This is a genomic window from Bradyrhizobium sp. AZCC 1678 (assembly GCF_036924765.1).
GTDB lineage: Bacteria > Pseudomonadota > Alphaproteobacteria > Rhizobiales > Xanthobacteraceae > Bradyrhizobium > Bradyrhizobium algeriense.
The window spans coordinates 1,809,311-1,834,365 of the sequence record NZ_JAZHSE010000001.1; the positions used below are offsets into that span (position 1 = coordinate 1,809,311).

Here is a 25,055-nt window from a genome sequence, read left to right on the forward strand (position 1 = left end):
TCACGGACGGCTTCAGTTTCGCTGCGCCTGCTGCGACCAGGCTTCGTCGCGCGCCGAAGGCCTGCAGTCGAGCCGTGCCGAGATGCGCCGGGCGGCCCTGTCGCCGTGACCGGCGCGCATATAGGCGACGATCAGCGTGTCTTCCCATAACTGGCGCTGGGCGCGGCTGCCGCCGATCCGCGCCAGTTCGGAAATCGCAGGTTCGAGCAGGCGGACCGCACCGTCATTGTCGCCTGCCGCAAACGCACCGATGCCGCGACAGAGGTCGATCGCGCAGCCGCCCGGCGCCAGCTTGCCGTCGGCCGCGCGCGCTTCCAGTTGGGCCAGTCGCGTGTCGAGGGCAGCGCTGTCTGTTGTCGCCGCTGCCAGAGCGAAGTGAACGTCAGCAAAATGCGCGCCCGCCTGCGGGAAGTATTTCTCGCCATAAGCGGCTACCTCCCGCCAATGCGGCTCCAGCCCGGCCTTGCCGGCCAGCGACAGCCGCCACAACAGCGAGGCGCCATCGGTGAAGATGTTCAACGGCGGATAGGGCCGGCCTGCCGGCTTGATATGCGCTTCGTAGATCGCCAGCGCACCATCAAGATCGCCTTCGTCGAGGTTGGTCAGCGCGACGTGCCAGGCAAGATGCCCATGCAGAAAACTCTTGCGATCATGCGCGGGCATCCATTGCGCGAGAAACTCGCGGCCCACCGCCATGTCACCTTGCTCGAACATCGCATGCGAGAGGCCATGGGCTGCGTTGGCGTTTTCCGCACGCAGCGCCATTGCGCGCTCGGACAGTGTCCGGCCGGTGGAGAGATTTCCCGCCTCGGTGTGCGACCAGCCGAGGTAACTGACAAACCACCAGTCCTCGCCATAATGCCGCGCGTGGCGTTCGCAGATCGCGAGCTTGGCGGCATCGTGGTCGGGACGACCCGAGAACGCGTAAAGGCCGAACGCGCCAAGCAGGATCGACAGCACCTGCGCATCGCGCGGATATTCTTCGAGATGCGCCTCGGCGCCGGTCACGGCGACTTTCGGCTTGCTCTCGATCACGGCGGCCATGATCTCGACATGGCTTTTTTCGCGGGGCGTCGCGCCGGCGGCCAGTTCACGGGCCTGCGCCGCCATGGCGCGCGCCTTGCCGCCTTCCATGTTGAGCTGATGCAGCCGGGCGCGCCCGATATGCGCCAGCGCGAAGCCCGGATCTTCCGCGATCGCCTTGTCAAAGGCATCCTCGGCGCCATGCCAGGCCGACAGCATGCAGTCGACGCCGTCACGGTAATGCGCCGCGGCGCGGTCCGAGGTGGTGGTCAGCGTGAGGCCATATCTGTCGTGGTTCATTGTTCTTATCCCTGGGCGATAGCATCGTCACGGCTAGAAATCGAGCTTGTCGCGGACGGCGTCGATGCCCGCCTTGGCGCAGGCTTCGTCCGCGTCGCCGCCGGGAGCCCCGGAGACGCCGACGGCGCCCAGCAGCGAGCCGGCCGTTTCAACCGTCAATCCGCCGCCGACGATGACGGCGCCAGGCAGGTGGCGAATTCCGGCCTGCATCATCCCGGGCTGGCTGATGGCGATGAGTTCGGTCGTGCTGGTGCGAAAGCTGGCCGCGGTCCATGCCTTGCCTGAAGCGGTCGACACCGTGTGAGGGCCCGCGAAGCGGTCGCGCAGCAAGACTTGCGTGATGCCGAAGCGGTCGACGACGGCGACCGTCACCTGAAAGCCGCGCTTTCTGCAATCCGCCAACGTCGCGCGCGCCAGGTCGAGCGCCAGTTCGGGGCTCAACGATTTGTAGCTCACGAGGGCTTCCTGTGCGGCGGCCGAGCTGGCGAGCAGGAAGGAAATCGCCGTCGCGGCCAGTAGATTCCGAACAGTCATCAAATCCCTCCCGATGCTTCGTATCGCGCGGCGGCCGGCTTTCTGCGAGCTCCGAACCTTACCAGAGACGGCACCCGCATCCAGAATATTGTGGCTGCTGGTTCCGGGCCGGTTGAGCCGATGCCGATCCGCCGCTAGCGTGCGACCATGACAGGACTGGCAGGTGGCATGACCGGGGAATCGCCTGATATCGATACGCCGAAAATCGATACGGCAGCCGTGCCGGCGAGGCCTGCTTCGTCTGTCGACGCGGCCGATGACATGCCGCTGCTCCGTATCGAGGGAGTCTCTAAGAGCTTCGGGAGTTTTCGCGCGGTGGACCGGCTCTCGCTCGACATCGGGGCGGGCGAGTTCTTTGCGCTATTGGGTCCGAGCGGCTGCGGCAAGACCACGTTGCTGCGAATGCTTGCCGGCTTCGAGACGCCGGACGAGGGCCGCATCCTGCTTGGCGGCCGCGACATTGCGCCGGTGCTGCCGCACGAGCGTCCCGTCAACATGATGTTCCAGAACTACGCGCTGTTTCCGCATCTCAACGTGCGGGACAATATCGCGTTCGGGCTGAAGCGCGCTGGCATGCCGCGCGCCGCCATCGATACCCGCGTGGCCGAGATGGTGGCGCTGGTCAAGCTCGGGGGCATGGAGAAGCGCAAGCCGGACCAGCTTTCCGGCGGCCAGAAGCAGCGCGTGGCGCTGGCGCGCTCGCTGGCGCGGCGGCCCAAGGTTCTGTTGCTCGACGAGCCCCTGGCCGCGCTCGACAAAAAGCTGCGGGAGAGCACGCAGTTGGAGCTGATGGAGCTGCAGCGCCGTCTCGGCATGACCTTCATCATCGTCACCCACGACCAGGAGGAGGCGATGACGATGGCCAGCAGAATCGGCGTGATGGATGCCGGCCGGCTCCAACAGGTCGCGACCCCGCGCGACCTTTATGAGGCGCCGGCCACGCGCTGGGTCGCCGAGTTCGTCGGCGACGTCAACCTGTTCGAGGGCGAGGTCTCCTCGCACGAACATCATCGCCTGACGGTTGCGACCCGGGACGGCGGCGCCATCGTGGTCACGGACCCGCGCCAGCCTATTACCAAGACCAGCGTCACGGTCGCGGTCCGCCCCGAGAAGGTAAAACTGTCGCGCCGCGGCCCGGCGTCGGATGCGGATAATTCGCAGGCGATCAACCGGCTCGAAGGTGTCGTCACCGATGTCGGCTATCTCGGCGGTTCGACCGTCTACAAGATCAAGCTCGATTCCGGCGCGGTGGTGCGCTCGTCGATGGCCAATACCGCGCGGCTCGATATCGATACCCTTCGCGCTGGCCAGCGCGTGCTGGCGTGGTTCACGCCTGATGATTGCGTGGTGCTGGAGCAATGAGCGCGCGCCGCATCTTCGCGCAGCCAGCACGCTATGCCGCGATCGCGCCCTATGTCTGGATGGTGCTGTTCTTCCTGGTGCCGTTCGGCTTCGTGCTGAAGATCAGCCTGTCACAGACCGCGATCGCGCAGCCGCCCTACATGCCGGTGTTCGATTTCACCGAAGGGTGGGCGGCGATCAAGGCGGCCTTCGCGCAGCTCTCGCTGGATAATTTCACGCTGCTGGTCTCGGACAGCCTCTACATCAGCTCTTATTTGCGCAGCCTCGTCGTCGCGGTGACCTCGACATTGATCCTGTTGTTGATCGGCTATCCCATCGCCTATGGCATGGCGCGGCTGCCGCAACGCCGGCAGGCGATTGCGATGATGCTGGTCATCATTCCGTTCTGGACCTCGTTCCTGATCCGCATCTATGCCTGGATCAATATTTTGCAGCATGACGGGCTGTTGAATAAAATTCTGCTCGCGCTGCATCTGGTCTCGACACCGGTGGTGTGGCTCTCGACCGATACCGCGATGTATATCGGCATCGTCTATTCCTACCTGCCGTTCATGATCCTGCCGCTCTATGCGACGCTGGCCAGGATGGATCCCTCGCTGCTGGAAGCGGCAAGTGATCTCGGTGCGTCGCCCGGGAGAGCGTTCTGGCTGGTAACGTTTCCGCTGTCCTTGCCGGGGGTCGGCGCCGGCGCGCTGCTGTGCTTCATCCCGATCGTCGGCGAGTTCGTGATTCCCGATCTGCTCGCCGGCTCCGGGTCGATGATGATCGGTCAGACACTGTGGCTGGAATTCTTCACCAACAAGGACTGGCCGGTCGCCGCAGCGGCTGCTGTCGCGTTGCTGGTGCTGCTGGTGCCGCCGCTGTTGCTCTACGACCGGCTGCAGCGCCGTCAGCTCGGAGGGGCGAACTGATGGCCGGCAAGGTCAACAGGCTGTCGCCGTTCAACATCACCGCGCTCGCGCTCGGGATGGCGTTTCTGTACCTGCCGATCGTGATCCTCGTCATCTATTCGTTCAACGCCTCGCGGCTCGTCACGGTGTGGGGCGGCTGGTCGCTGCGGTGGTACTACGAATTCTTCAACGATCGCGCGATGCTCGACGCGGCATGGATGAGCCTTCGCGTCGCTGCGGTTTCCGCCACGATCGCAACGCTGCTCGGCACGCTGGCGGCGGTCGGGCTGGTTCGCGGCGAGCGCTTCAGGGGGCGTTCGCTGTTTTCCGGCATGCTCTATGCGCCGCTGGTGATGCCGGAGGTGATCTCCGGGCTTTCTCTATTGTTGCTGTTCGTGGCGCTGAACGCCGAGCGCGGCTTTTGGACGGTGACGATCGCCCACACCACGCTGACCATGTGCTTCGTTACCGTGGTGGTACAGTCGCGCCTCGCCTCGCTCGACCGCAGCCTGGAGGAGGCGGCGATGGATCTCGGCTGCGATCCGGTGCAGGCATTTCTTCGCGTGACCTTGCCGCTGATCATCCCGGCGATTGCCGCAGGCTGGATGCTGGCCTTCACGCTCTCGCTTGACGACGTCGTGATCGCGAGTTTCACGACTGGCCCCGGCTCGGCGACGCTGCCGATCCGGATCTATTCCGAGGTGCGGCTGGGGGTGAAGCCCGAGATCAACGCGATCTGCACCATGGTGATCGCGCTGATCGCGGTGGTCATCGTGATCGCTTCGCTCGTCTCGAAACTGTCGAGCTTGCAAGGCGAGAGCGCAGCGCCGCTGTAGCTCCGTCATTCCGGGGCGATGCGAAGCATCGAACCCCAATGTGCAATTGCACATTGTGGAATCTCGAGATTCCGGGTCTGGTCCTGCGGACCATCCCGGAATGACGGGATGGCGACTATCACGACTTCACCGCCCCCGCGGTCAGTCCCCCCACCATATAGCGCTTGAACGCGTAATAGATCGCAGCCGGCGGCAGCGCATAGATGAAGCCGGTGGTCATCAGCAACTCCCACGGCGAGTCGTCGGCGGCCAGGAAGTTGCCGAGCGCCACGGGAAGCGTGATTTCGGTGTCCTTGGAGAGCAGCAGGAACGCGTAGAGATATTCGTTCCACGCCAGCAGGATCGCGTAGGTGCCGATCGCGACCAGCGAGGGCATCATCAAGGGCACATAGACCAGGCGGAACAGTTGCATCGTGGTGGCGCCGTCCATGGTGGCGGCTTCATCGAGTTCGACGGGCAATTTGTCGGACGCCTGCTTCAGCACCCAGATCGCGTAAGGGGAAGCGATCGTCACCATCGCGAGGATCAGCGACCAGTGATTGTTCAAGAGGCCGTAATTGCCCATGGTGCGGTACATCGGCACGGCGAGGAACGCCGCCGGGATAAAATAGGTGAACAGCGCGAGATTCATCACCCAGCGCCCGCCGGGCACGCGAAGCCGCGAGATCGAGAACGCGGCCGCGGTCGCGATCATCAACGTCAGTGCTCCCGCCGAAAGCGCGATCACCACCGAATTGAGGAACTGGATCCAGAAATCGCGCAGGAAGTAATGCTGCTGGTGGAACACGATGTTGAAATTATTCAGCGTCGGATGCGTTGGCCACAGCTTGCCCGAGAACGCATCTTCCTTCGGCGAGATCGCGAACAGGAACATGTGGTAGATCGGCACCATGGTCCAGATGAACACGGGGATGCCGATCAGCAGCAGCTTTGTTTCGGTGCCGACTTCGCGGAGTGTTGGCAGCTTCATCGCGACAACCGTTTCATCATGAAATAGACCAGCGGCAGCACGAACGGCAGCGCGCAGACGATGGACGCCATCGCAAGACTCAGCTGGTCGAGCCTGAGATAGCGGATGCCGAGGGTAGCCAGCACGTGGGTGAGGTCGGCGGGGCCGCCGCCGGTGAGCAGGTAGACGCTGTTGAAATCGCCGAGCGTCCAGATCATCGAGAGCAGCGTGCAGGTGATGTAGAGCGTCTGCATCGACGGCCAGGTGATGTAGCGGAATTTCTGCGACCAGCTCGCGCCGTCGACCTCGGCCGCCTCATAGAGGTCATGCGAGATCGCAAGGCGCCCGGTCATCAGGATCAGCGTCCAGAACGGCAGCGATTTCCAGATGTGCACGCCGATCGCCATGGAAAGCGCCACCGTCGGGTCGTTCAGCCAGTTCGGGCCGTCTTCGCCGGTGAACTTGAAAATCAGCTGGTTGACCACGCCCCATTCCGGATTGAACATGAACCGCACGGAGAGAATGGTCGGAATCGACGGCACCGCCCAGGGCAGGATGAACAGCACCGACAGCCATTTGATCCAGGTGCGCTGCTGCGCGAAGAAGCCGGATAAAAACAGCGCGATCGCCATTTTGAGGTTGATGCCGACCAGCAGGAAAATCAACGTGTTGACGGCGGCGCGCGCGAAGATCGGGTCGTGCCAGAGCGCGACATAGCTCGCCGGATGCCGCGCCAGCCAGAGGCCATAGCCGACCGGATAGACCACGAAGGCGAGGAACACGAGCAGATAGGGCGCCAGCAGCACGATGCCCCAGACCTGCGGTGTGGTCAGCCGGGCTGACAGAGGCGGGCTTGGTATCGCGTGATCGCCCGAAAGCGTAATTGCCATAGTCTAAACTCGTCACTCGAATCTTTGAACCTCGCCCCGCTTGCGGGGAGAGGTCGGATTGCGAAGCAATCCGGGTGAGGGGGTACAGGACTTTCCACGAGCGTCACTCGTGGAGGGAGCCCCTCACCCCGACCCTCTCCCCGCGAAGGGCGGGGAGAGGGAGAGGATAGGACTACCCAGCGACCTGCTTGATGCGGGCGATCAGTTCGTCGACGGCCTTGTCGACCGGCACCTTCTCGCTTACCACGCGGTTCATTGCCTTGGCCCAGACGTTCTCGTTGTTCAAAATCGTGAACTTCCAGTTCTTGGTGAAGTCGAACGGCGTGGTGCCGCCGGTGAACTGATTGTAGACCGCTTTGCGATGCCGGTCAGCCTGCCAGAACGGGCTCTGCTGGCTGGCCGTCGTCACCGGGAACCAGCGGCCGAGCGCGCCCTCGATATAGGGGCGGACGTTCTCTTCCTGCAGCAGGAACTTGATGAACTCCTTGCCTTCGGCCTTGTTCTTGGCGACCGTGAACATCAGCCCGGTCTTGACATCCGAGCGGTACTTGATCGGCGTACCGTCCGGCTTGTTGGGGAACGAGGCGGTGATGATGGTCTCGTCATAGTTCTTCTTGCCGAGCGCGCGCTGTTCCGGCGTCAGCGCCGGGTTGTTGGCGTCGTCGAGCCATTTCGCGGCGATCGAGATCGTGAAGTTATGCGTCATCACGATCGTCTTGTTGTGGAAGGCGACGTTGTTGTCGGGGTCCTTCCAGGTGGTGGAGGAGGGCGGCGAGCAGGTCTTGGTGTAGGTGTCGGTGTAATCCTTCATCGCCTTGATCAGGTTTTCCCGCACCTTGGGATCGTCGACCGTAAGCTTGCCGTCGTCATCGACCAGCTTGACGTTGTGGGCGTCCATGAAGGTGTAGAACGACTGGAAGCTATCAGTGGATTCAACGCCCATCGGCTGGCCGACGGCGTAGACGCGCTGGCCGGTGGCCTTGCGGATCGCCGGCTGCACCTTGTCGCACCAGAACGACCAGTAATCTTCCCACTTGGTCGGGATGTCGCTCTGCTTGAAGCCGGCCTGCTCCAGCATGTCCTGCCAGATCTGGACGTGCATGCTCTGCTGCTTCAGCGGAAAGCCGTAATAGGCCTTCTTCTTGGTGACGTCGTTATAGAGCAGCGCGGTTTCCAGCGTGTTTGGCGCGAAAGCCGATTTCATCGGCGTCAGGATGTCGCCGAGGTCCTCGAGCTTGCCCTCGAATGCCCATTTGCCCTGCGCCTGCACGTCATAGCTGTCGGAATAGGCGACATCCGGCACGGTGCCGGAATCCAGCGCCGCCACCGTCTTCGGGATCATGTCCTGGATGGCGTATTGCGACAGTTCGACCTTGATGCCGGTCTTGGCCTCGAATTTCTTGATCGCCTCTAAAAGCGCGTCGTCCTCGGACTTATAAAAGCCCTTGCCGAACCAGACGGTGATGGTCTTTTGCTGGGCCAGCGCGGGTGCCGTGGCGTAAAACAGCCCGACGGCTGCGACCGCGAGTGAAAGCCCGCCTAATTTCTTGGATATCACGTTGTTCTCCCTGAAAACCGCCGGCTTTTTAACCGGTTGGATAAAAGATAGCGCAACCATGCGGCGCGATCCAGATGGTCGATAGCAGACTTCTGTAGGGGGACATTCCGGGCGCAAATGCGGCAAAGCGCCCGCATATGTCCGGGCGTTACGGTTCAATCATTTTGGTTCAATCATTTGCGCCCTCGGATACCAGAAGCGATCCGGATTGTCGCAGCACGCAAAACCGTCATGCCCCGCCACCGGGTCTCGCCTTCGGCGAGCCCGATGACAGGCTCCGGCGGGGCATCCAGTACGCCGCGGTCTCTCCACGTCATTGCGAGCGAAGCGAAGCAATCCATTCTTTCTTTATGCTGCGACATGGATTGCTTCGCTGCGCTCGCAATGACGGTGGATACAGTTTCGCATTCTCGCGGCGCATAGCGCCCGAGGTTTGCTAGAGACTTCCCGCCCTATTGCTCAGAGGGCGCAGGGAAGACCGGGTGCGCGCTGCACCCGCGGTCTCGTGTGCAATGTGCACAAGGAAGTACGCACACGAGCGGTGCGCGAGTTATTGGGGGTGATTTGGGGGGGAACTGGATAGCGAAGGCGGGAGATGGCGTTGCGATCATCGCGCCATGCTTGGTGATGCGTCAGCCCGCCGATAGCGGTACGCGTACTCGGCTGCCGGTGGCTTCTGCGTAGCGCAGGATCGTCTTGGTGCTCGGAAGCGTCTGGCTGTTTTCAAGCCGCGCGAAAGTGGATTGGCTGGTGCCCATCCGGGCCGCAAGTTCGGCCTGCGACAAGCCTGCGCGCAGGCGAGCGGAGCGGTTCAGCGGCTACCTTAAATTCCGGAGCCAACACATCATGCTCGGGAAATGGAGTTTGTTGCACGGTGAGAATCATTGCCACGCCGTGACGCTCTGCTTCTACTTTCACAACTTCATGCGAATTCAAAAGACATTGGCCGTAACCCCTGCAATCGCTGCAGGAATTGCCGATAAAGTATTACATGAGGTTGGTTGCGCCGCGCTGATGAATGCAAACCAAGCGCCTGCTCTTCGTGGACCTTACAAGAAGCGGGTTACCGAAATCGAAATTTCAAAACTGAGGCAATACCCAATTTGGGTAGTGACTCAGCAAGTAGCCCGCATGAGCGCAGCGCGGTGTGGGATCAAGGCCCGGATATCACTGCGCTCATTCGGGCTACGCTTGCTTCAAAACGAATTCGCCAGCTCGATCTCCGCCTTCAGCGCCGCGATCCGCCGCTCGGCTTCCCGCGCCGTCAGATCCCTCTCGAACAATTTCGGCTGATACGCCTCGGCGCTGAGGGTGCGGAGCGTCGCCAGTTGGCGGGGCGTCATCGGCGCGTCGACCTGGCCGGGGAGGCGGGACATCGGGTAGCTCCAAAGAATCTTTAATCTGGGCTCAACTCTTAACTTGAAATTTGTTCTTTATTTGTTCTTATAGGCTTCAACCCTTGCGAGGTGGCCCATGGACAACAAATTGAATGAAATTCGTAGAAAAATCAGGTTCTTGCGGGCGGAGATGCTGAGCGCGGAGGATAATATTCGCAAACGGGTCAACCGGGATGAGGACTGCTCGGAGGCTGCGGTTCACCTGATGTCCATGCGGGTCGTCATGCTCGGCCTGCTCGGCGAGCGAAACCGGCTTGGCGGCGAAGAGCGGCTGCTCAATGTTGACGAGCGGCTGAAGCTGGATGTCCGCGCGGCCGGCAGAAAACCCGCGAACGGGGCGCCAGCGCGTTTTCCGGCGAAAGCCAGCCCCGGACTTGATCCGGGGTCGAGACCGGTTGGCGTCAAGAAAACGCGTCACATCAAAAATCCAGAGCCCCGTTCCGATTCAACCGGAACGGAAAAGGCTCGAGGCCGCCGTGAGCGATGAGGCGATTCAAGTCCTGCGCCGGCGGATTGGCGAACTGGACCAGCTTGCGCGCCGGCTCGATCAATCCGGCCTCGACAACGCGCGGGCGCAGCTCCTGCTCTCGCGCAAGCGGGCGGAGCTGGAAGACTTCATCAACAGGGGCCAGCGATGTCAGGACCGCTCAGATGGTACGACCACAACGCGGATAACCCGCCATGGATAAAGGCCCTGGCGGAAGTCCGCATCCAGGCGACGCGGGAAGGCTGGTGCCACGCGCATGTGCAGGCGATCATCGTTGCGATCGATCAGTATGCCGAAGCCGCGCTGGGCAACCGGAGTTATTTTCTCAACAAGCCGTATGGGGTGGGGGGTGGCAGGGGCGATAACATTCCCTGAAGGGTCATGTTCCTAGCCCGCATGAGTAATCCAGAAATGGAGTTCGCAGTGTCCAGTTTCTCTCTTGAGTTGCCCACGGACTTTGAGGATTACGAATGGATATTAGAATCCAAGGGGTGGTTTTCCGAGGCGCGGATCGTCGTGGCGGAAAGGCGGTACCAGATCAACTTCTATGATCTGGCGCGTCACACCCAAGCGATTGAAGGTGAGTTCGAGCGTGGCCCAATATTCTTTGAGCCAAACCTGGTGATCGCGCCGTCTGTAACAAGAGCTCACATGGAACGGGCCGCCGAAGAGTTGGTGCAGTCGGGTCAGATCCTATCTCTTGTGGCAGAGTAAGGTCCCGGATGACGCTCCGCTTGTCCGGGCTACGCTACACTTGCCTAGCCGAGGCTGGTGTTCTTGCGATGCAGATTCGGAAACAGGAATATCAATGGCAGCGCCAGCGGCCCGATAAGCGCGGCAATCCACGTCCAGACCGTAAAGCGCCGTCCGCGACGTTCAGCAATCCGACCGGCGAGATACATCGAAGCGATCGTAGCAACCGTCAGCAATACGAAGAGCATGTAGGCGTCGAAGGTAACGTCAACGTTGCTACTCATCCGGGCAAGCTCCAATCCTGCGTTGCGCCAAGCATAGTACGGAGTTGGTCGCCCGGCGACTGGTCCTCAAGCCGCTCTCGTTTAATTGACGTAGCCCGCATGAGCGGCTTGTCCGCGGTAGCTCGAAGAGCGTAGGCGGAAGCGATATGCGGGATTGCAGATAAGACCCCGGATATCGCTGCGCTCATCCGGGCTACGCGTCCGACCGAGACCGAAAGCTAGTTCGCCTTCGCCCCATCCGCCGTTTCCGGCGCCGCCGGCTTCTGCCCACCGCCGGTAAATCGCTCGATCACCGAGCGCACCGCATCGCGCGTCTTGCGGTCCTTCACGGCATCGAGCAACGGCGCAGCCCCCGGCGAGCGGCGGATCAGGCTTTCGGGATCGGGAAATACCAGCGGATCGTCCCATGGGCCCTGAACCACGAAGGGGAGTTCAAATCCCTTGTCGCCGCTGTTGGCCGCAGGCGTCAGGCTGGCGACGCCCTTGAGGTCGTATTCGCGGGCCGGCACGGAGGCCGTGCCGGTTAGCGTCAGGCGCGTCGTCGGGCCGTCGACGCGGACGTCCTCGACGGTGGCGATGCCGTCGTTGAAGCGCACCGAAACGTTAAGATTATCGTAGGGCGTCGAACCCGAGCGCAGATTGCCGCCGCCGGCCAGCGGCCGGCGCTCCAGGCGCTTGAGGAGTTGTTCGACATTGAAGCCCGCAATCGCGCCGTCATGGCCGATCAGCGTGGCGGTGCCGTCGAGCGAGGAGGCGAGGCCGAACGGGCTCGAGCCGGAGGCCATCAGCGAAACCCCGAGATTGCCGCGGCCGGAGAGTTTTGTGATCCCGAACAATTCGCCGGCGCAGGCCTGCAGATCGACATCGGTGAACTGGAATTGCGCCTTGACGTCGGCGATCGCATCGGAACGCGCGATGCCGATCGAGCCCTTGGCGATGCCGCCATACATCTGCGCTTCGCCGATCGAGAGCGCCAGCGCGCCGCCGCGCAAATTGGCGCCGAATGCCGTGCGGCCGAGTTTTGTGGGGCCGACCGTCACCCGCGCCGCCGACAGGCGCATGTCGAGATCGGTGGCGGAAAGCGAAGTGAGGTCGAACAATTGCCGGTTCCAGTCGCGCGCGCCGCTCGCCAGCAGGCGCACGGTGGAGATGTAGGGCGTGAAATCCAGATTGCCCGCGGCGAGCGTCGCCTGCAGCGTCTGGCGGCCGTTATTGGCCACCGTCATCACGCCCTCGGCGGCATTGCCGTCGAGTTCGACATTCACGTTGGTCAGCGCGACCGAGGCGCCCACGACATTGGCGCGGGCTCTCAGCGTAAAGCGGCCGAACCCTCCGCTGCCGGGCACCGGTTGTCCCATCCAGCGCATCGCATTGCGCAGCGACAGGCTGTCGACGGTCACCGTGCCTTCCATCATCAGGTTGGTGCGGTTGGCGACCGAGCCGTCGAAGGCCAGTTTCAACGGCGCGCTGACGATGCGCGCCTTCAGGCCGGAGCGGTCGCCCGACAGCATCGCGACGAAGTCGCTGGCCGAGATCGAGCCGTCAACGCGCTCTCCGCGCCAGTCGAATTGCCCGGTCGCCGCGAACGACCGCGAGATCGACGGCCACGCCAGCGACAGATCGATGTCGCCGAGCTGCTCGGTGACATGATTGGCCGCGTCCTCGTATTTGAGCACGCCGTCCTGAATCCTGATTTCGGAAAACGACACCTGGTTTTCAGCGCCCGGCTTCATCGTGCGCGCGATCCGTTCGACGAACGGCGTCCAGTTGCTCTCGCCGCCCGCTTCCCTGATGACGCGGATATGCGGCCGCAACATCATGACGTCGGCGATTTCAAAGCGGCGGAGCAGCAATGGCAGCAAGCGCAGGTTCGCGGTCAGCACATCGACCTGCAGCGCGGGGTCGGTGGTGCCGCCGCCCTTCAGCCCGACATTGTGAAAGGAGACGTAGCTGCCCGGAAACACCGAAACGTCGATCGCGCCTGACACGATCAGATCGAGCCCGGTGACCTCGCGGATCTGCGCCTCGACGGCCTGGCGCAGCGCATCGCGGTTGAGGAACCAGGAGGTTCCGATCAGGGCGAGCACGGCCGCGCCGAACAGCGCCGCAATCGGCATCCCGAGGCGCTTCATTCCTTGGGGCATCGTCAATGACATATCCGGATCTGGCTAAACCGAACTCGGGTTGATGCTACGGGGACTTGTTGATTAAGGGTCTATGTTGTTCAGGCAGGCGGCGCACTGGTTAAGCCCGTGCCAACCCACACAACTTGAAGGGTTTTCTTGACGCTTTCAAGGCCGAGGTGGCGCCCGGTGGGCGGTTCGGCGGCATAATCCCCGCGTCATTGACGCACCGCGAAGAATTCGCCTAATAATTCGGAGATAATGCCGGCTTACGGCGGTTCCCTCCATCAGGTCATATTCCATGAAAAAGGTTTACCCCGACGCCAAATCGGCACTCGATGGCGTTCTCAAGGACGGCATGATGATCATGTCCGGCGGCTTCGGCCTGTGCGGTATCGCCGAAACCCTGTCGGACGCGATCCGCGATTCCGGCGTCAAGGGTTTGACTGTTATCTCCAACAATGCGGGCGTCGACGGCATCGGCCTCTCCAGGCTGCTGGAGACGCGGCAGATCAAAAAGATGATCTCGTCCTATGTCGGCGAGAACAAGCTGTTCGCGCAGCAATACCTCGCCGGCGAGCTGGAACTCGAATTCAACCCGCAGGGCACGCTGGCCGAGCGCATCCGCGCCGGCGGCGCAGGTATCCCGGCTTTCTTCACCAAGACCGGCGTCGGCACGCTGATCGCCGAAGGCAAGGAAGTGAAGGAATTCGACGGCGAGAAATACATCATGGAGCGCGGCCTGTTCGCTGATCTGGCCATCGTCCACGCCTGGAAGGGCGACACCGCCGGTAACCTGATCTACCGCAAGACCGCGCGCAACTTTAACCCGATGATGGCCACGGCTGCGAAGATCACCGTGGCCGAGGTCGAGCAGCTGGTTCCGGCCGGCGAACTCGATCCCGACCACATCCACACCCCCGGCATTTTCGTCAAACGCATCATCGAAGTGGGCACGGCCAAGAAGCGGATCGAGTTCCGCAACACCCGCCCGCGGCCCGCAGCATAAGCGCGACACAGGAGAACTGACATGGCCTGGACCCGTGAACAGATGGCTGCGCGCGCCGCGAAAGAGTTGCGCGACGGCTATTACGTCAACCTCGGCATCGGCATTCCGACGCTGGTCTCGAACTACATCCCCGAGGGCATCGACGTCAGCCTGCAGAGCGAGAACGGCATGCTCGGCATGGGACCGTTCCCTTATGAGGATGAGGTGGACGCCGACCTGATCAACGCCGGCAAGCAGACGGTCAGCGAACTGCCTGACACCAGCTATTTCTCCTCGGCCGATTCCTTCGGCATGGTGCGCGGCGGGCATATTGATCTCTCAATTCTCGGCGCAATGCAGGTGGCGCAGAATGGCGATCTCGCCAACTGGATGATCCCCGGCAAGATGGTGAAGGGCATGGGCGGCGCGATGGACCTCGTCGCCGGCGTCAAGCGCGTCGTCGTCGTCATGGAGCACTCCGCCAAGGACGGCCCGAAACTCCTGAAGACGTGCAACCTGCCGCTGACGGGCGAGCGCGTGGTCGACATGGTGGTGACGGATCTCGCCGTCTTCACCATCGACAAGCACGGCAAGGACGGCATGGCGCTGATCGAGCTCGCCGACGGCGTCACGCTGGATGAGGTGAAGGCGAAGACCGAAGCCGAATTCCGCGTCGCGCTGAAGAACGCCTGACGTCATGGCGGCGGGGCGGTCGCAACCTGCGATCCGTCCCGCGCGCGCTGACGACGTAAGTTTCATTGCCCGTAATATCCTGGCCTCGCAGCGCGGTCCGTTCCCGCGCGGCTGGTTCGACATCGCGCTTGGCTGGGACGAGCCGCAATGCCTGGCGTTCGTCGAATGCATCGCGATCGCGCCAACGCAATCGTGGTGGCACATCACCCAATTCATCGTAGCCGAGGTCGAGGGTGAGCCGGCGGCATCGCTCTGCGCGCTGCCTGCTGCCGGCACCGAGGCCGCCGCGCGGGCGGCGATCGGGGAGGTGGCGACCGCGATAGGGCTGAGCGCCGCCGATCAGAAGGCGATCTTCCGGCGTGGCGCCTATGGAGCGAATTGCTGGGTGCAAGGCGGCGAGGGCGAATGGCTGATCGAACATGTCGCCACGCTGCCGGCGTATCGCGGGCGCGGGCTGGTGCAGGCGCTGATCGAGCACGCGCTCGCGGCCGGAAGGCAAGCAGGCTTCGAGCGGGCGTCGATCTCGTTCCTGATCGGCAACGAAGCGGCGGAGCAGTGTTATGCCAAGGCTGGCTTCGCATTCGCCGAAGAGAGGCGCGATGCCGCGTTCGAGGCGATCACGGGTTCACCGGGCTTCCGGCGATTTGTGCGCGCGATTTAGGAAATTCGTGGGGTGGGCAAAGCGAAGCGTGCCCACCATCTATCCCTCGATTTCCGTCCTGAATGGTGGGCACGCTTCGCTTTGCCCACCCTACGGCGTCAACTCACGCCGGCCCGCTCGGTATGTCCGAAAACCGCGTCAGCCACGCCACCGGGCCGATGCTGGCGGCGACGATCAATAGCGCCGCCAGCGCGCCTTCCTCAAAACTGCCGCGGCTGGCGTATTGATAGATCGAGGTCGCCAGCGTTTCGACGTTGAGCGGCCGCAGTAGCAGCGTTGCCGGCAACTCCTTCAGGCAATCCACGAACACCACGATGACGGCGCCCAGCATGGCGGGACGCAGCAGCGGCAGGTGGATCAGCCGCATTGTCGTGGTCTGGCCGGCGCCGACGGCGCGCGCGCTGTCGTCGTAATCGAGCGGGATCCGCTCGAACCCTGCCTTGATGAATCCGGTCGGCACCGCCAGAAAGCGGATCACATAGGCGATGACAACGGCGGCGCCGGAGCCGACCATGATCAGTCCCGGCAGCGATTGTCCGAGCGATGCGGCGAGCGTGTTCAGCGCGTTGTCGATGGCGAGCACGGGCGCGAGCAGCCCGAGCGCCAGCACGAGCCCGGGCAGCGTGTAACCCAGTTGCGCGATGTTCATCGCGACGAAGCGCAGCCTGTTCGGCCGCCAGCGCCAGGCCAGGATGGTCGCAAAGCCGAGCAGCAGCGCGGTCAGCGTGGCAAGGCTCGCGAACGCTATCGAGTTGAAGGCATCGCGCCACAGCGCGATGTCGAAATTCGCAAACAGCCCGCGCTTGAAACTCTGATGCGCGAGAAACAATAGCGGCACCAGGAATCCGAGGCAGACCGGCAGCAGGCAGGCTGCGAATGCCAAACCGCCCTTGATGCCGGCAAGCGGCGTCCGTTGCGTCAGCCGCGGGCTTTCGGCGGAAAACTCTGTCGTGACGTTGCGCCGTCCGTAGCGTTCAATTGCGATAAGTCCGGCCACGATCGCCAGCATGAAGCAGGACAGTTGCGCGGCGCCGGCAAGGCTGCCGCGGTTGAGCCAAGTCGTGAACACCGAGACCGTGAGCGTGCGGACGCCGAGATATTCGCTGGCGCCGATGTCGTTCAGCGTTTCCAGCGACACCAGCGCTGTGCCGACCGCGAGCGCGGGACGTGCCATCGGCAGCGAGATGCGCCAGAAGGTGGTCCAGCGCCCGGCGCCGAGCGTCTTCGCGGCTTCAGCGAACTCCGCGCTCTGGAACTGGAACATCGTGCGCGCCGAAAGATAGACGTAAGGATAGAGCACCAGCGCGATTACGATGATGGCGCCGGGCAGCGAGCGCAAATTCGGGAGCGCGCGCACCGCGTCCTGCAGCGGAAGCCAGACCGCGAGCGTCCGGTGGACCAGGCCGAGCGGCTCGAACAAATCGACATAGACGTAAGCCGCGAGGTAGGTGGGGATCGCGAGCGGCAGCGGCACCAGCCAGAGCAGCATCGCCCGGCCGCGGAATTCATGCAGCGAGATCGCCCACGCCGTGCCGGTGCCGATCGCAAGCGACAGGGCGCCGACGCCGCCGAGCAGGAGCGCGGTGTCGAGAAGGCTCCGCGGCAGCACATATTCGATGAGGGGCTGCCAGACGTCAGGCGCCGGCTGCATCGCCAGCGCGATGATGGAGATGACGGGGGCGGCGACGAGGATGGCGGTCGCAACCGCGATCACGGCGGCGATCCGGCCCGCGTGCGTGGTTCGGGTCACGCCGGCTCACATCGGCAAGAAGCCGGAAGCCCATGCAGCATTATGCCCTCTCCCGGGGAGGGAGAGGGCATGTTCGCGCAAATACTATCGCGACTTGGTGCGATCAATTATCGAACCCGACCTTGTCCACCAGCGTCGAGGCTGCCTTGCGGTTGGCGGCGATCTTGGCGATCGGGAGCGGATCGGCGGTGAGCTTGCCGTAGCCCGCGATCGTCGGGTTGACGGCGACGCCGGCACGGATCGGGTATTCATAGTTGGAATCGGCGTAGATCTGCTGCGCCTTATCGCCGACGAGCCACTCGATCAGCTTGACGCCATTGGCCTTGTTGGGCGCGTTCTTCGCCAACAGGACGCCCGAGAGATTGACGTGGGTGCCGCCGCCTTCGAAGGTCGGCAGGATCACCTTGGTGGCTTCCGCCCACGGCTTCTTCTCGGGATCGTTGTTCATCATCAGCGCCCAGTAATAGGTGTTGCCGATACCGATGTCGCACTTGCCGGCCGCGACGTCGCGCGCGGCTTCGCGGTCGCCGCCCGAGGGCTTTTGCGCCAGGTTGGCCTTCACGCCGCGCAGCCATTCCTCGGCCTTGGCCTCGCCGTACTTGGCCGTGTAGGCCGCGAACAGGCCGTTATTGTAGATGTGCTGGCCGGAGCGGATGCAGATCTTGCCTTTCCACTTGGGGTCGGCGAGCTCTTCGTAGGTGATCTTGTCCTGCTTGACGCGGTCCTTCGAGGCGTAGATCACGCGCGCGCGCATCGAAATGCCGGCCCAGTGTCCGTCCGGATCGCGATATTGCGCCGGCACGATTTCGTCGATCACCATGGACTTGATCGGCTGCGTGACCTCGGCCTTCACGGCCTCGTCCATGCGGCCGATATCGACCGTCAGTAGTACGTCGGCGGGGCTGTTGGCGCCCTCCGCCTTCATGCGCTGCTCGAGGCCCGAGCTCGCCGAGACGACGTTGACCTTGATGCCGGTGTCCTTGGTGAAGGCGTCGAACAGCGGCTGGATCAGCTTGGTTTCGCGATAGGTGTAGACGTTGACCTCGCCGTCGGCGGACGCCGGCGCGGCCCCGAACGCGGTAAAACAAAGCAACGCTGCGGTTGCGGCGGTAGCGCGAAGGTTGATCATGAGAGATGCCCGGCAATGGTTGTGGAGATGCCAGTTTCAGTAGCGCAGCGGCTGCCATGCCGTCAGCGACTGGATGTCGCGAATGGGTCGATTTAGAAGGATTCCAGCGTTATGATTTAGAGCGATTCCAAAGTGGGGGCGAGCTACTGCCGCTCTGCGCGGGGGCGCAACCATCGGCGCTCAACGGGTGAAGTCGAAATTGACGGCGGCGGTGTTGCCGCCGCTGATGATGACGGCAACGCGCTCGCCCGCGACGGGCCTGTAGGCGCCCGACAGGATCGCCGAGAATGCCGCGGCGCCACCCGGTTCTGCCACGATGCGCAAGCCGCGCCAAAGCGTCGCCTGCGCCTCGGCGATCGCCGCGTCGGAAACCAGCACGGTCTGCCGCGCGTATTTTTGCACGATCGGAAAGACCTGTTCACCGACGCGCCGCGGCGCCAGCGAATCCGCCGCCAGACCGCCGGCCTCCGCATCGATCGGACGGCCGGCTTCAAAGGCCCTGGTCAGCGTCGGCGATGCCAGCGGCTCGACGCCGATCACCTTGATACGGCCGGCGTACCAAGCGGCAATCCCTGCGATCAGCCCGCCGCCGCCCACCGATACCAGCAGCGTGTCGATATCCGGCGCCTGGCCGGCGAGCTCGAGGCCGAGCGTTCCCTGTCCCATGATGGTTTCGTTCTGATCGAAGGCCGGCACTTGCAGTGCGCCGGTTTGCTGCGCCCAACTCTCGCTGGCCGCGAGTGCGTCGGCATAACGGTCGCCCTCGATCGCGAGGTCGGCGCCATAGTCGCGGATCCGCTGCAGCTTCGCCGGCGAAGAGATGTTTGGCACGAAAATCTTGGCCGGCTTGCCAAGCTTCATCGCGGCATAGGCGACCGCCGCGCCATGGTTGCCGCCCGACGCTGCGACCACGCCGGCCTTCGGTACGGCGCGGGTCAAGAGATTGGCGAACGCGCCGCGCGCCTTGAACGAGCCGGAATGCTGAAGAAGCTCCAGCTTGAGCGTCAGCGTATGGCCGGGAAGGTCGAACTCGGCCGCATCGACGTCGATGACCGGCGTTCGTCGAATGAAGGGCCGAATGAGCCTCTCGCATTGTGCGATCGTTTCCGAAGTTACTGCATCCACCGGCGCGTTCATTCCAAGGTACTCCAAGGCTTGTTGTTGACAGAAAGGCGTGTTGACAGGAATTAGTCATTTAGCTAATTAGCAATATGACTTCATTGGGAGACGACGTCGAGTCTGCTTTTCGCGCGCTCGCCAGCGATCGGCGGCTCCTGATCCTGGAATGGCTGAAACGCCCTCGGGCGCATTTTCGCGAACAGGTCGACGGCGATCTGGTCAAGGACGGGGTCTGCGGAGCGTTGATCGCCGAAAAGCTCGGCGTCAGTCAGCCTACCGTGAGCGAGCACTTGAAGATATTGTCACAAGCCGGGCTGCTGAGCGCCAAGCGCGTCAAGCAGTGGACGTTCTACAAGCGTGACGAAGCGCGCATCGCGAAGCTGAAAACGGCAATGCTCGCGAAGATCTGAAGTTCGGCCTGGCGCGCGGCCGCCGGACTTGCCATGCCGACATTTTAAGCAGCGAAGCGCACTTCATTTGTTCGATCTTGGCATCATCGGTGCCTAGCTAGAGCATGATCCGGAAAAGTGGGTACCGGTTTTCCCTCGCGACAAACGCGGAACGCGTTTGCGCGGAGATCATGCTCAAATCAAAGAGATAGAGCGGGATGACGATTCGAAGAAGAGTCATCACGCTCTAGTCTTGGCCGATAGCGAGATAATTCCATCGGAACGAAAAGGCTCCGGAAGGACTAATCCCCGCTCGCCTTCAACCGCCCCAGTCCCTTCAGCACTGCCGGCGCCGTCTCGTCGCGCTTGAGTTCTTCCAGGCTACGGTGCCGCGGTTCGATGCCGAGCGCCCACACCGTGATGATCTGCACGACCAGCAGGCCGATCATCAGCGCCATCACGCCGGCGACGCCGCGGGCCTCGAACAGCATCACGACCAGGAACGGCGTGACGATGGTGGCGCCGCGGCCGAGCGTGTTGACGATCCCGGAGGCGCGCAAGCGTACTTCGGTCGGGAACAGTTCGGGGATGTAAATTCCGAACAGCAACGCCACCAGCACGTAGATGGGCACCGTCAGCGCGAACCCGACCGCCGGCAGCAGCATTGGGTCAGATATCATCGGGTAGATGATGCCGAGCACGACCGAGATCAGCGATGCGCCGATGATGGTCGGCTTGCGGCCCCACCGGTCTGCGGTAAGCGCGCCGATGGCCGATCCGATCGGCGCGCCAAGCGCCATCACCAGCGAATATCCGAACGACGTTGCAACCGTCAGTCCCTGCTTGATGAAGAACACCGGTAGCCAGGTCACGAAGCCATAGAGCAGCGTATTGATCGTGATCAGGCAGACCGAGCCGACGATCATGCGTGCCAGCAGCGGCGCCGTGAACAGCGTGGCGAGATCGGGCGACGCCGGAATGCTCGCTGCGGCAGCGGGGGCCGGCAGCGGCTGCCCCTGGGCTGCTTCCTTCTCAATCGACTGCATCAGCGCTTCGGCTTCTTCGGTGCGGCCGACGGCTTCCAGCCAGCGCGGCGACTCCGGCAGGCTCTTGCGCATGTACCAGACGATCAAGGCGCCGATGCCGCCGATGACGAACATGGCGCGCCAGCCGAATTCAGGCACTACGAGGGATGCGACCAGCAAAGAAATCGGCAAGCCGGTCACGACGCAGACCGCCATCAGGCCGAGCCATTTTCCGCGCGTTTTTGCCGGCACGAATTCGGTCATGGTCGAATAGCCGACGACGTTTTCGGCGCCCAAGCCAAAACCCATCACGAAGCGGCACGCGATCAGCACCGTCATGTTGGGGGCGAACGCCGCCGCCAGCGAGGCGATGCCGAACACCAGGAGATTGAATTGGTAGGTAAACCGCCGCCCATAGCGGTCGCCGAGGAAGCCGGTGGCAAATGAGCCGAGCATCATTCCGACGAAGGTCGCCGAAATGAACAGGGCGTTTTGCGGCAGCGTCGAGAAGCCGGTCTTCAAGGTTACGCCGAGCACGGTGCCGGCGAGATAGATATCGAAACCGTCGAAGAACATTCCAATGCCGATCAGAGCCATGATGCGGCGGTGGAATGGGCCGATCGGCAGCCGATCGAGACGGCTGCCGGTATTGACTGACATTGCCATACGCGTTTCTCCCCTTTGCTTTTTCGGTTACGGCGCCGGTCTTCTATGGACGCGGTGTCGCCTTGCTATGCGTTAGTTCAATCGTCGCTGGGTTGCCGTGTCGCGATACCAGTCGAACGGCTGGTCGTGGGTCGCGACCATCACGCTCTTGGTGTTGAAGTGATCGTCGAAACTTTCGGTGCCGAACTCGCGGCCGATGCCGGAATCATCGACGCCGCCCCAGGGCGAGGCCGGATCGAGGCGATGGTGATCGTTGATCCAGACAATGCCGGCCTTGACCGCTGAGGCCGCGCGATGCGCGCGGCCGACGTCGCGGGTGCGGATCGCCGCCGCCAGCCCGAACGGTGAATCATTGGCGAGCCTGAGCGCGTCCGCTTCGTCCTTGAATGGCGTCACTGACGTGAACGGACCGAACACTTCCTCCTGGAAGATGCGCATGTCCGACTTCACATCTGCGAACACCGTTGGCTGGACGAAGAAGCCGTTCTCATGGCCGGGCACTCTTGCCGCAACACCGCCGGTCACCAGCCGCGCGCCATCCTCGCGGCCGTATTGGGAATAGGACAGCACGCGGTCGCGCTGCCGCGCCGAGATCACCGGCCCGAGCTGGGTTATGGGATCGAAGGGATCGCCGATGCGGATGCTCAGCGTCTTCGCCTTCAGCTTCTCGACGAATTCGTCATAGATCGAGGCCTGCACGATATGGCGTGATGCGCAGACGCAAGTCTGGCCGGCGCCGATAAAGGCGCCGAACGCGGCGTAGTTGACGGCCTGATCGACGTCGTAATCGTCGAACACCATGACCGGCGTCTTGCCGCCGAGCTCCATGGTCTGGTGCGCGAACACTTTTGCCGCCGCCCCGCCGGCGATGCGGCCGGCTTCGGTGCCGCCGGTCAGCACCAGCTTGTTGATGTCAGGGTGTTCGGCCAGCATCTTGCCGGCGCTCTGGCCAAGGCCGAGCACGACATTGAACACGCCGGGCGGCAACCCCGCCTCGGTGAATATCTGCGCCAGTTTCAGCGTCGTCAGCGGCGTGTATTCCGACGGCTTGACCACGGTGACGCACCCACTCGCCAGCACCGCCGCCAGCGATTTGCACATGATCATCAGCGGATGGTTGAACGGCGTGCAGTTGGCGACGATACCGATCGGCGTGCGCAGCGTGTAGTTCAGATACGAACCTTCGACCGGGATCACGGAATCGCGGCGCGCTAGTGCAAGCCCCGCGAAGTAGCGAAAGAAATCCGGCAGCCGCGAAAGCTGTGCGCGTGTCTCGTTGACGGGCCGGCCATTGTTCAGCGTCTCCAGCCGGTACAGTGTATCGAGATTGGCCTCGAAGGCGTCGGCGAGGTGATTGACGAGTCTTGCACGCGAACGCGTGTCCATGCCGCCCCACGCCTTGCCTTCGAACGCGGCGCGGGCGCTCTTCATCGCGCGGTCGATATCTTCTGCGGTTGAATTCGGAATCCGCGCGATCACGTCGCCGGTGGCGGGATTGCGGATATCGAGCATTTGGCCGGCGCCGGCCTCGATCTCTCGGCCGTCGACAAAGTTGCCGTGGACTTCGACTTCGATAGCGGAATGTTTGGCTGATATATTCATAGGTCTCTTCCTTCGACGATCACTGCGTTGCGCTTCAGCGCGGGCAGCACGCGTTTTTCGGTTTGCGCGATATGCGCCTTGATGATGCGGGCCGCGGTTCGCCCGTCGCGCCGCTGCATCGCCTCGATCAGAGCGACGTGCTCGGCAACCAGCTGCGTCGGGTCATGCCCCTTCACGTTGGCGACGCTGACGCGCACCAGACGGTCGGCCTGTCCGATCAGGTCGCACAGCGCCGCCGCCATGCGCCGGTTGCCCGAGGCATGGGCCAGGGCCGAGTGGAAGGCGCGGTTGTAGGCGATGAAGTCTTCATGGTTTCCCGCGAACAGGCGGAATTCGTCCAGCGACTTCAGGGCGCCGTCGCTTGCGTTCTCGATCGCTTCCGCGACGCAGGCCGGCTCCAGTGCGAAGCGGAACCGCAAGAGGTCGCGGGCATCCGACAGCGAGATCGGGTTGACCCGGTAGCCTTGGCGCGGCTGCACCGTGACCAGATGCTCGCGCTCCAACCTCAGCAACGCCTCGCGAACTGGCTGGCGGCTGACGGCATAACGCTCGGCCAGCTCCTGCTCCCGCATATCATCGCCTGGCGCCAAGCGGCAGGTTAGAATATCAGAGCGGAGGTTTTCGTAGACGTTATCCCGTAAAAGCATCGAAATTCCCTTGGCTGATATCAATAATCTCGCATTCGTGAAATATCACGTCAAGTGACGAAGGCTTGAAAAGACTGAATTTTGATTTATCAAGAGGGTGGGCTGACAACGGACGCTCCAAATAGGTGTCTTGTCCTGAAAGCCCCGCAAACTCGAAGCCCCGCAAACTCGAAGCCCTGCAAACCTGAAAGAGAACTCGGAATGGATCGGCTTTTCGCCAGCGGCACAGTCAATGCGGTAGAGGTCGGCGAGGGTCCCCCGCTCTTCCTGTTTCATTCGCTGCTGTCGGATCGCGCCAGCTTCGATGCCATCGTTCCCAGGTTGTCGCGATCGTCCCGGGTGATCATTCCGGAACTGCCGGGTTTCGGCCGATCGCGGGCAGTCAGCGGCGGTCTTGCGGAGGTCGCCGACCGGATGGCGGAAGCGGTGAAGGACGCGGCCGGAGGTGATGAGGCCATCGTGCTCGGCAACGGCTATGGCGGTTTCGTCGCCCTGCAGATGGCCATTCGCCATCCCGGTATTGCGACAAAACTCATTCTCGCCGATTGCGGCGCGGCGTTTTCAGAACCCGGACGCGAAGCCTTCCGCACGATGGCGGCCGCCTCCAGGGAGAAGGGGCTGGCGGCGATTACAGATGTCGCGATGCGCCGGCTGTTCGCGCCGGCGTTTCAGGCCGATCATCCGGACCTGATGGCCGATCGCCGCGCGGCATTCTTGAAAACCGACCCCGAGGTGTTCCGCGCCGCCTGTGAGGCGTTGGCTGGCCTCGATCTGCGCCCCGAACTTGACAAGGTAAAGCTCCCCGTCCTCGTGCTGGTCGGCGAGCATGACGAGGCGACGCCGCCGCCGATGTCGCATGAATTGGCGGCCGGGCTGCCGCAAGCGCATCTTGAGATCATTGCGGGCTGTGCGCATGTACCGCAGCTGCAATCGCCCGAAATCTTCCTGGATGCGATCGGCGATTTCCTCCCCTCGCCAAAGCTACGCGCCGTGGCGACCTGATCCACGCAGCCTCCACCGATGCCGACAATTTAAGCAGGCGGAATACATTATCCGTTCG

26 protein-coding genes are annotated in these 25,055 nt (G+C 62.9%); 11 read left to right on the forward strand and 15 right to left on the reverse strand.

The features are described from left to right. Positions 1-12: 12 nt before the first annotated feature. Both V1294_RS08615 and V1294_RS08620 read right to left on the reverse strand, forming a co-directional pair. The gene (locus V1294_RS08615) at positions 13-1,323 is read right to left on the reverse strand and encodes a tetratricopeptide repeat protein (RefSeq protein WP_334496381.1); all 1,311 of its coding nucleotides are present in this window, start codon (positions 1,321-1,323) and stop codon (positions 13-15) included. Positions 1,324-1,356: 33 nt separating this feature from the next. Continuing rightward, positions 1,357-1,857, reverse strand: coding sequence for a GlcG/HbpS family heme-binding protein (locus V1294_RS08620; protein ID WP_334496383.1), 501 nt, complete (start codon positions 1,855-1,857; stop codon positions 1,357-1,359). Between the two features lie 168 nt (positions 1,858-2,025). On the opposite strand from V1294_RS08620, the gene V1294_RS08625 reads away from it, so the two are divergent. From V1294_RS08625 to V1294_RS08635, 3 genes are read left to right on the forward strand one after another with little or no spacing between them, the layout of a single operon-like run. Continuing rightward, positions 2,026-3,219 (forward strand): ABC transporter ATP-binding protein, encoded by a 1,194-nt coding sequence (locus tag V1294_RS08625; RefSeq protein WP_417021091.1) that lies wholly within the window; start codon positions 2,026-2,028, stop codon positions 3,217-3,219. After that, positions 3,216-4,130: an ABC transporter permease gene (locus V1294_RS08630; protein WP_334496385.1), complete on the forward strand. Its 915-nt coding sequence runs from the start codon at positions 3,216-3,218 to the stop codon at positions 4,128-4,130. The genes V1294_RS08625 and V1294_RS08630 overlap by 4 nt, the downstream gene beginning before the upstream one ends. Continuing rightward, entirely contained in the window at positions 4,130-4,945 is an 816-nt protein-coding gene (locus tag V1294_RS08635) for an ABC transporter permease (protein WP_334496387.1), read from the forward strand. Before V1294_RS08630 ends, V1294_RS08635 begins: the two co-directional genes overlap by 1 nt. Positions 4,946-5,063: 118 nt before the next feature. Here the strand turns inward: V1294_RS08635 and V1294_RS08640 are convergent, their stop codons facing one another. The 5 genes from V1294_RS08640 to V1294_RS08660 all read right to left on the reverse strand — a co-directional run bounded on the left by V1294_RS08640 (position 5,064) and on the right by V1294_RS08660 (position 9,718). Beyond that, complete coding sequence (locus tag V1294_RS08640) at positions 5,064-5,915, reverse strand: carbohydrate ABC transporter permease (RefSeq protein WP_334496389.1); 852 nt, start codon at positions 5,913-5,915, stop codon at positions 5,064-5,066. Next, entirely contained in the window at positions 5,912-6,784 is an 873-nt protein-coding gene (locus V1294_RS08645; RefSeq protein WP_334477177.1) for a carbohydrate ABC transporter permease, read from the reverse strand. Before V1294_RS08645 ends, V1294_RS08640 begins: the two co-directional genes overlap by 4 nt. A 172-nt stretch (positions 6,785-6,956) precedes the next feature. Then, positions 6,957-8,342: an ABC transporter substrate-binding protein gene (locus V1294_RS08650; protein ID WP_334477179.1), complete on the reverse strand. Its 1,386-nt coding sequence runs from the start codon at positions 8,340-8,342 to the stop codon at positions 6,957-6,959. A gap of 632 nt (positions 8,343-8,974) precedes the next feature. After that, positions 8,975-9,100, reverse strand: a complete 126-nt coding sequence (locus V1294_RS08655; RefSeq protein ID WP_334489488.1) for a helix-turn-helix domain-containing protein — start codon at positions 9,098-9,100, stop codon at positions 8,975-8,977. Between the two features lie 438 nt (positions 9,101-9,538). Further along, the gene (locus V1294_RS08660) at positions 9,539-9,718 is read right to left on the reverse strand and encodes a DUF3072 domain-containing protein (protein ID WP_334477181.1); all 180 of its coding nucleotides are present in this window, start codon (positions 9,716-9,718) and stop codon (positions 9,539-9,541) included. Positions 9,719-9,815: 97 nt separating this feature from the next. On the opposite strand from V1294_RS08660, the gene V1294_RS08665 reads away from it, so the two are divergent. The 3 genes from V1294_RS08665 (at position 9,816) to V1294_RS08675 (ending at position 10,940) form a co-directional block, all read left to right on the forward strand. After that, positions 9,816-10,226, forward strand: coding sequence for a hypothetical protein (locus tag V1294_RS08665; RefSeq protein ID WP_334477182.1), 411 nt, complete (start codon positions 9,816-9,818; stop codon positions 10,224-10,226). A gap of 147 nt (positions 10,227-10,373) precedes the next feature. Beyond that, positions 10,374-10,601 (forward strand): hypothetical protein, encoded by a 228-nt coding sequence (locus V1294_RS08670; RefSeq protein ID WP_334477183.1) that lies wholly within the window; start codon positions 10,374-10,376, stop codon positions 10,599-10,601. 48 nt (positions 10,602-10,649) lie between these two features. Beyond that, complete coding sequence (locus tag V1294_RS08675; protein ID WP_334477185.1) at positions 10,650-10,940, forward strand: hypothetical protein; 291 nt, start codon at positions 10,650-10,652, stop codon at positions 10,938-10,940. A gap of 44 nt (positions 10,941-10,984) precedes the next feature. Here V1294_RS08675 and V1294_RS08680 read toward each other — a convergent pair whose 3' ends face one another. Then, positions 10,985-11,203: a hypothetical protein gene (locus tag V1294_RS08680; protein WP_334496391.1), complete on the reverse strand. Its 219-nt coding sequence runs from the start codon at positions 11,201-11,203 to the stop codon at positions 10,985-10,987. Positions 11,204-11,421: 218 nt separating this feature from the next. Beyond that, a complete protein-coding gene (locus V1294_RS08685) occupies positions 11,422-13,347 on the reverse strand; it encodes an AsmA family protein (protein ID WP_334504558.1) in 1,926 nt (641 codons plus the stop codon). 280 nt (positions 13,348-13,627) lie between these two features. On the opposite strand from V1294_RS08685, the gene V1294_RS08690 reads away from it, so the two are divergent. Genes V1294_RS08690 through V1294_RS08700 form a run of 3 tightly spaced genes read left to right on the forward strand, consistent with a single transcriptional unit; the run spans position 13,628 to position 15,668 of the window. Further along, a complete protein-coding gene (locus V1294_RS08690) occupies positions 13,628-14,335 on the forward strand; it encodes a CoA transferase subunit A (protein WP_334477189.1) in 708 nt (235 codons plus the stop codon). Positions 14,336-14,356: 21 nt separating this feature from the next. Continuing rightward, positions 14,357-15,007, forward strand: a complete 651-nt coding sequence (locus tag V1294_RS08695) for a 3-oxoacid CoA-transferase subunit B (RefSeq protein ID WP_334496393.1) — start codon at positions 14,357-14,359, stop codon at positions 15,005-15,007. Between the two features lie 4 nt (positions 15,008-15,011). Then, complete coding sequence (locus V1294_RS08700; protein ID WP_334496396.1) at positions 15,012-15,668, forward strand: GNAT family N-acetyltransferase; 657 nt, start codon at positions 15,012-15,014, stop codon at positions 15,666-15,668. 103 nt (positions 15,669-15,771) lie between these two features. Here V1294_RS08700 and V1294_RS08705 read toward each other — a convergent pair whose 3' ends face one another. The 3 genes from V1294_RS08705 to V1294_RS08715 form a co-directional block, all read right to left on the reverse strand. After that, positions 15,772-17,418, reverse strand: a complete 1,647-nt coding sequence (locus V1294_RS08705) for an ABC transporter permease (protein WP_334496398.1) — start codon at positions 17,416-17,418, stop codon at positions 15,772-15,774. 103 nt (positions 17,419-17,521) lie between these two features. Beyond that, on the reverse strand, positions 17,522-18,547 hold the full coding sequence (locus V1294_RS08710) for a Fe(3+) ABC transporter substrate-binding protein (RefSeq protein WP_334496400.1): 1,026 nt from the start codon (positions 18,545-18,547) through the stop codon (positions 17,522-17,524). Positions 18,548-18,727: 180 nt separating this feature from the next. Continuing rightward, the gene (locus V1294_RS08715; protein WP_334496402.1) at positions 18,728-19,684 is read right to left on the reverse strand and encodes a threonine/serine dehydratase; all 957 of its coding nucleotides are present in this window, start codon (positions 19,682-19,684) and stop codon (positions 18,728-18,730) included. A 74-nt stretch (positions 19,685-19,758) separates the two neighbouring features. Here V1294_RS08715 and V1294_RS08720 point away from each other — a divergent pair, with 74 nt between their 5' ends. Beyond that, on the forward strand, positions 19,759-20,076 hold the full coding sequence (locus V1294_RS08720; protein WP_334496404.1) for an ArsR/SmtB family transcription factor: 318 nt from the start codon (positions 19,759-19,761) through the stop codon (positions 20,074-20,076). 281 nt (positions 20,077-20,357) lie between these two features. On the opposite strand, the gene V1294_RS08725 is transcribed toward V1294_RS08720, so the two are convergent. From V1294_RS08725 to V1294_RS08735, 3 genes are all read right to left on the reverse strand, one after another. Beyond that, the gene (locus V1294_RS08725; protein WP_334496406.1) at positions 20,358-21,746 is read right to left on the reverse strand and encodes an MFS transporter; all 1,389 of its coding nucleotides are present in this window, start codon (positions 21,744-21,746) and stop codon (positions 20,358-20,360) included. 72 nt (positions 21,747-21,818) lie between these two features. Beyond that, positions 21,819-23,348, reverse strand: a complete 1,530-nt coding sequence (locus V1294_RS08730) for an aldehyde dehydrogenase (RefSeq protein WP_334496408.1) — start codon at positions 23,346-23,348, stop codon at positions 21,819-21,821. Continuing rightward, entirely contained in the window at positions 23,345-23,995 is a 651-nt protein-coding gene (locus V1294_RS08735) for a GntR family transcriptional regulator (RefSeq protein ID WP_334496410.1), read from the reverse strand. The genes V1294_RS08730 and V1294_RS08735 overlap by 4 nt, the downstream gene beginning before the upstream one ends. A gap of 201 nt (positions 23,996-24,196) precedes the next feature. Between V1294_RS08735 and V1294_RS08740 the strand changes: the two genes are divergently transcribed. Beyond that, positions 24,197-24,997, forward strand: a complete 801-nt coding sequence (locus tag V1294_RS08740) for an alpha/beta fold hydrolase (protein WP_334496412.1) — start codon at positions 24,197-24,199, stop codon at positions 24,995-24,997. Positions 24,998-25,055 lie beyond the last annotated feature (58 nt).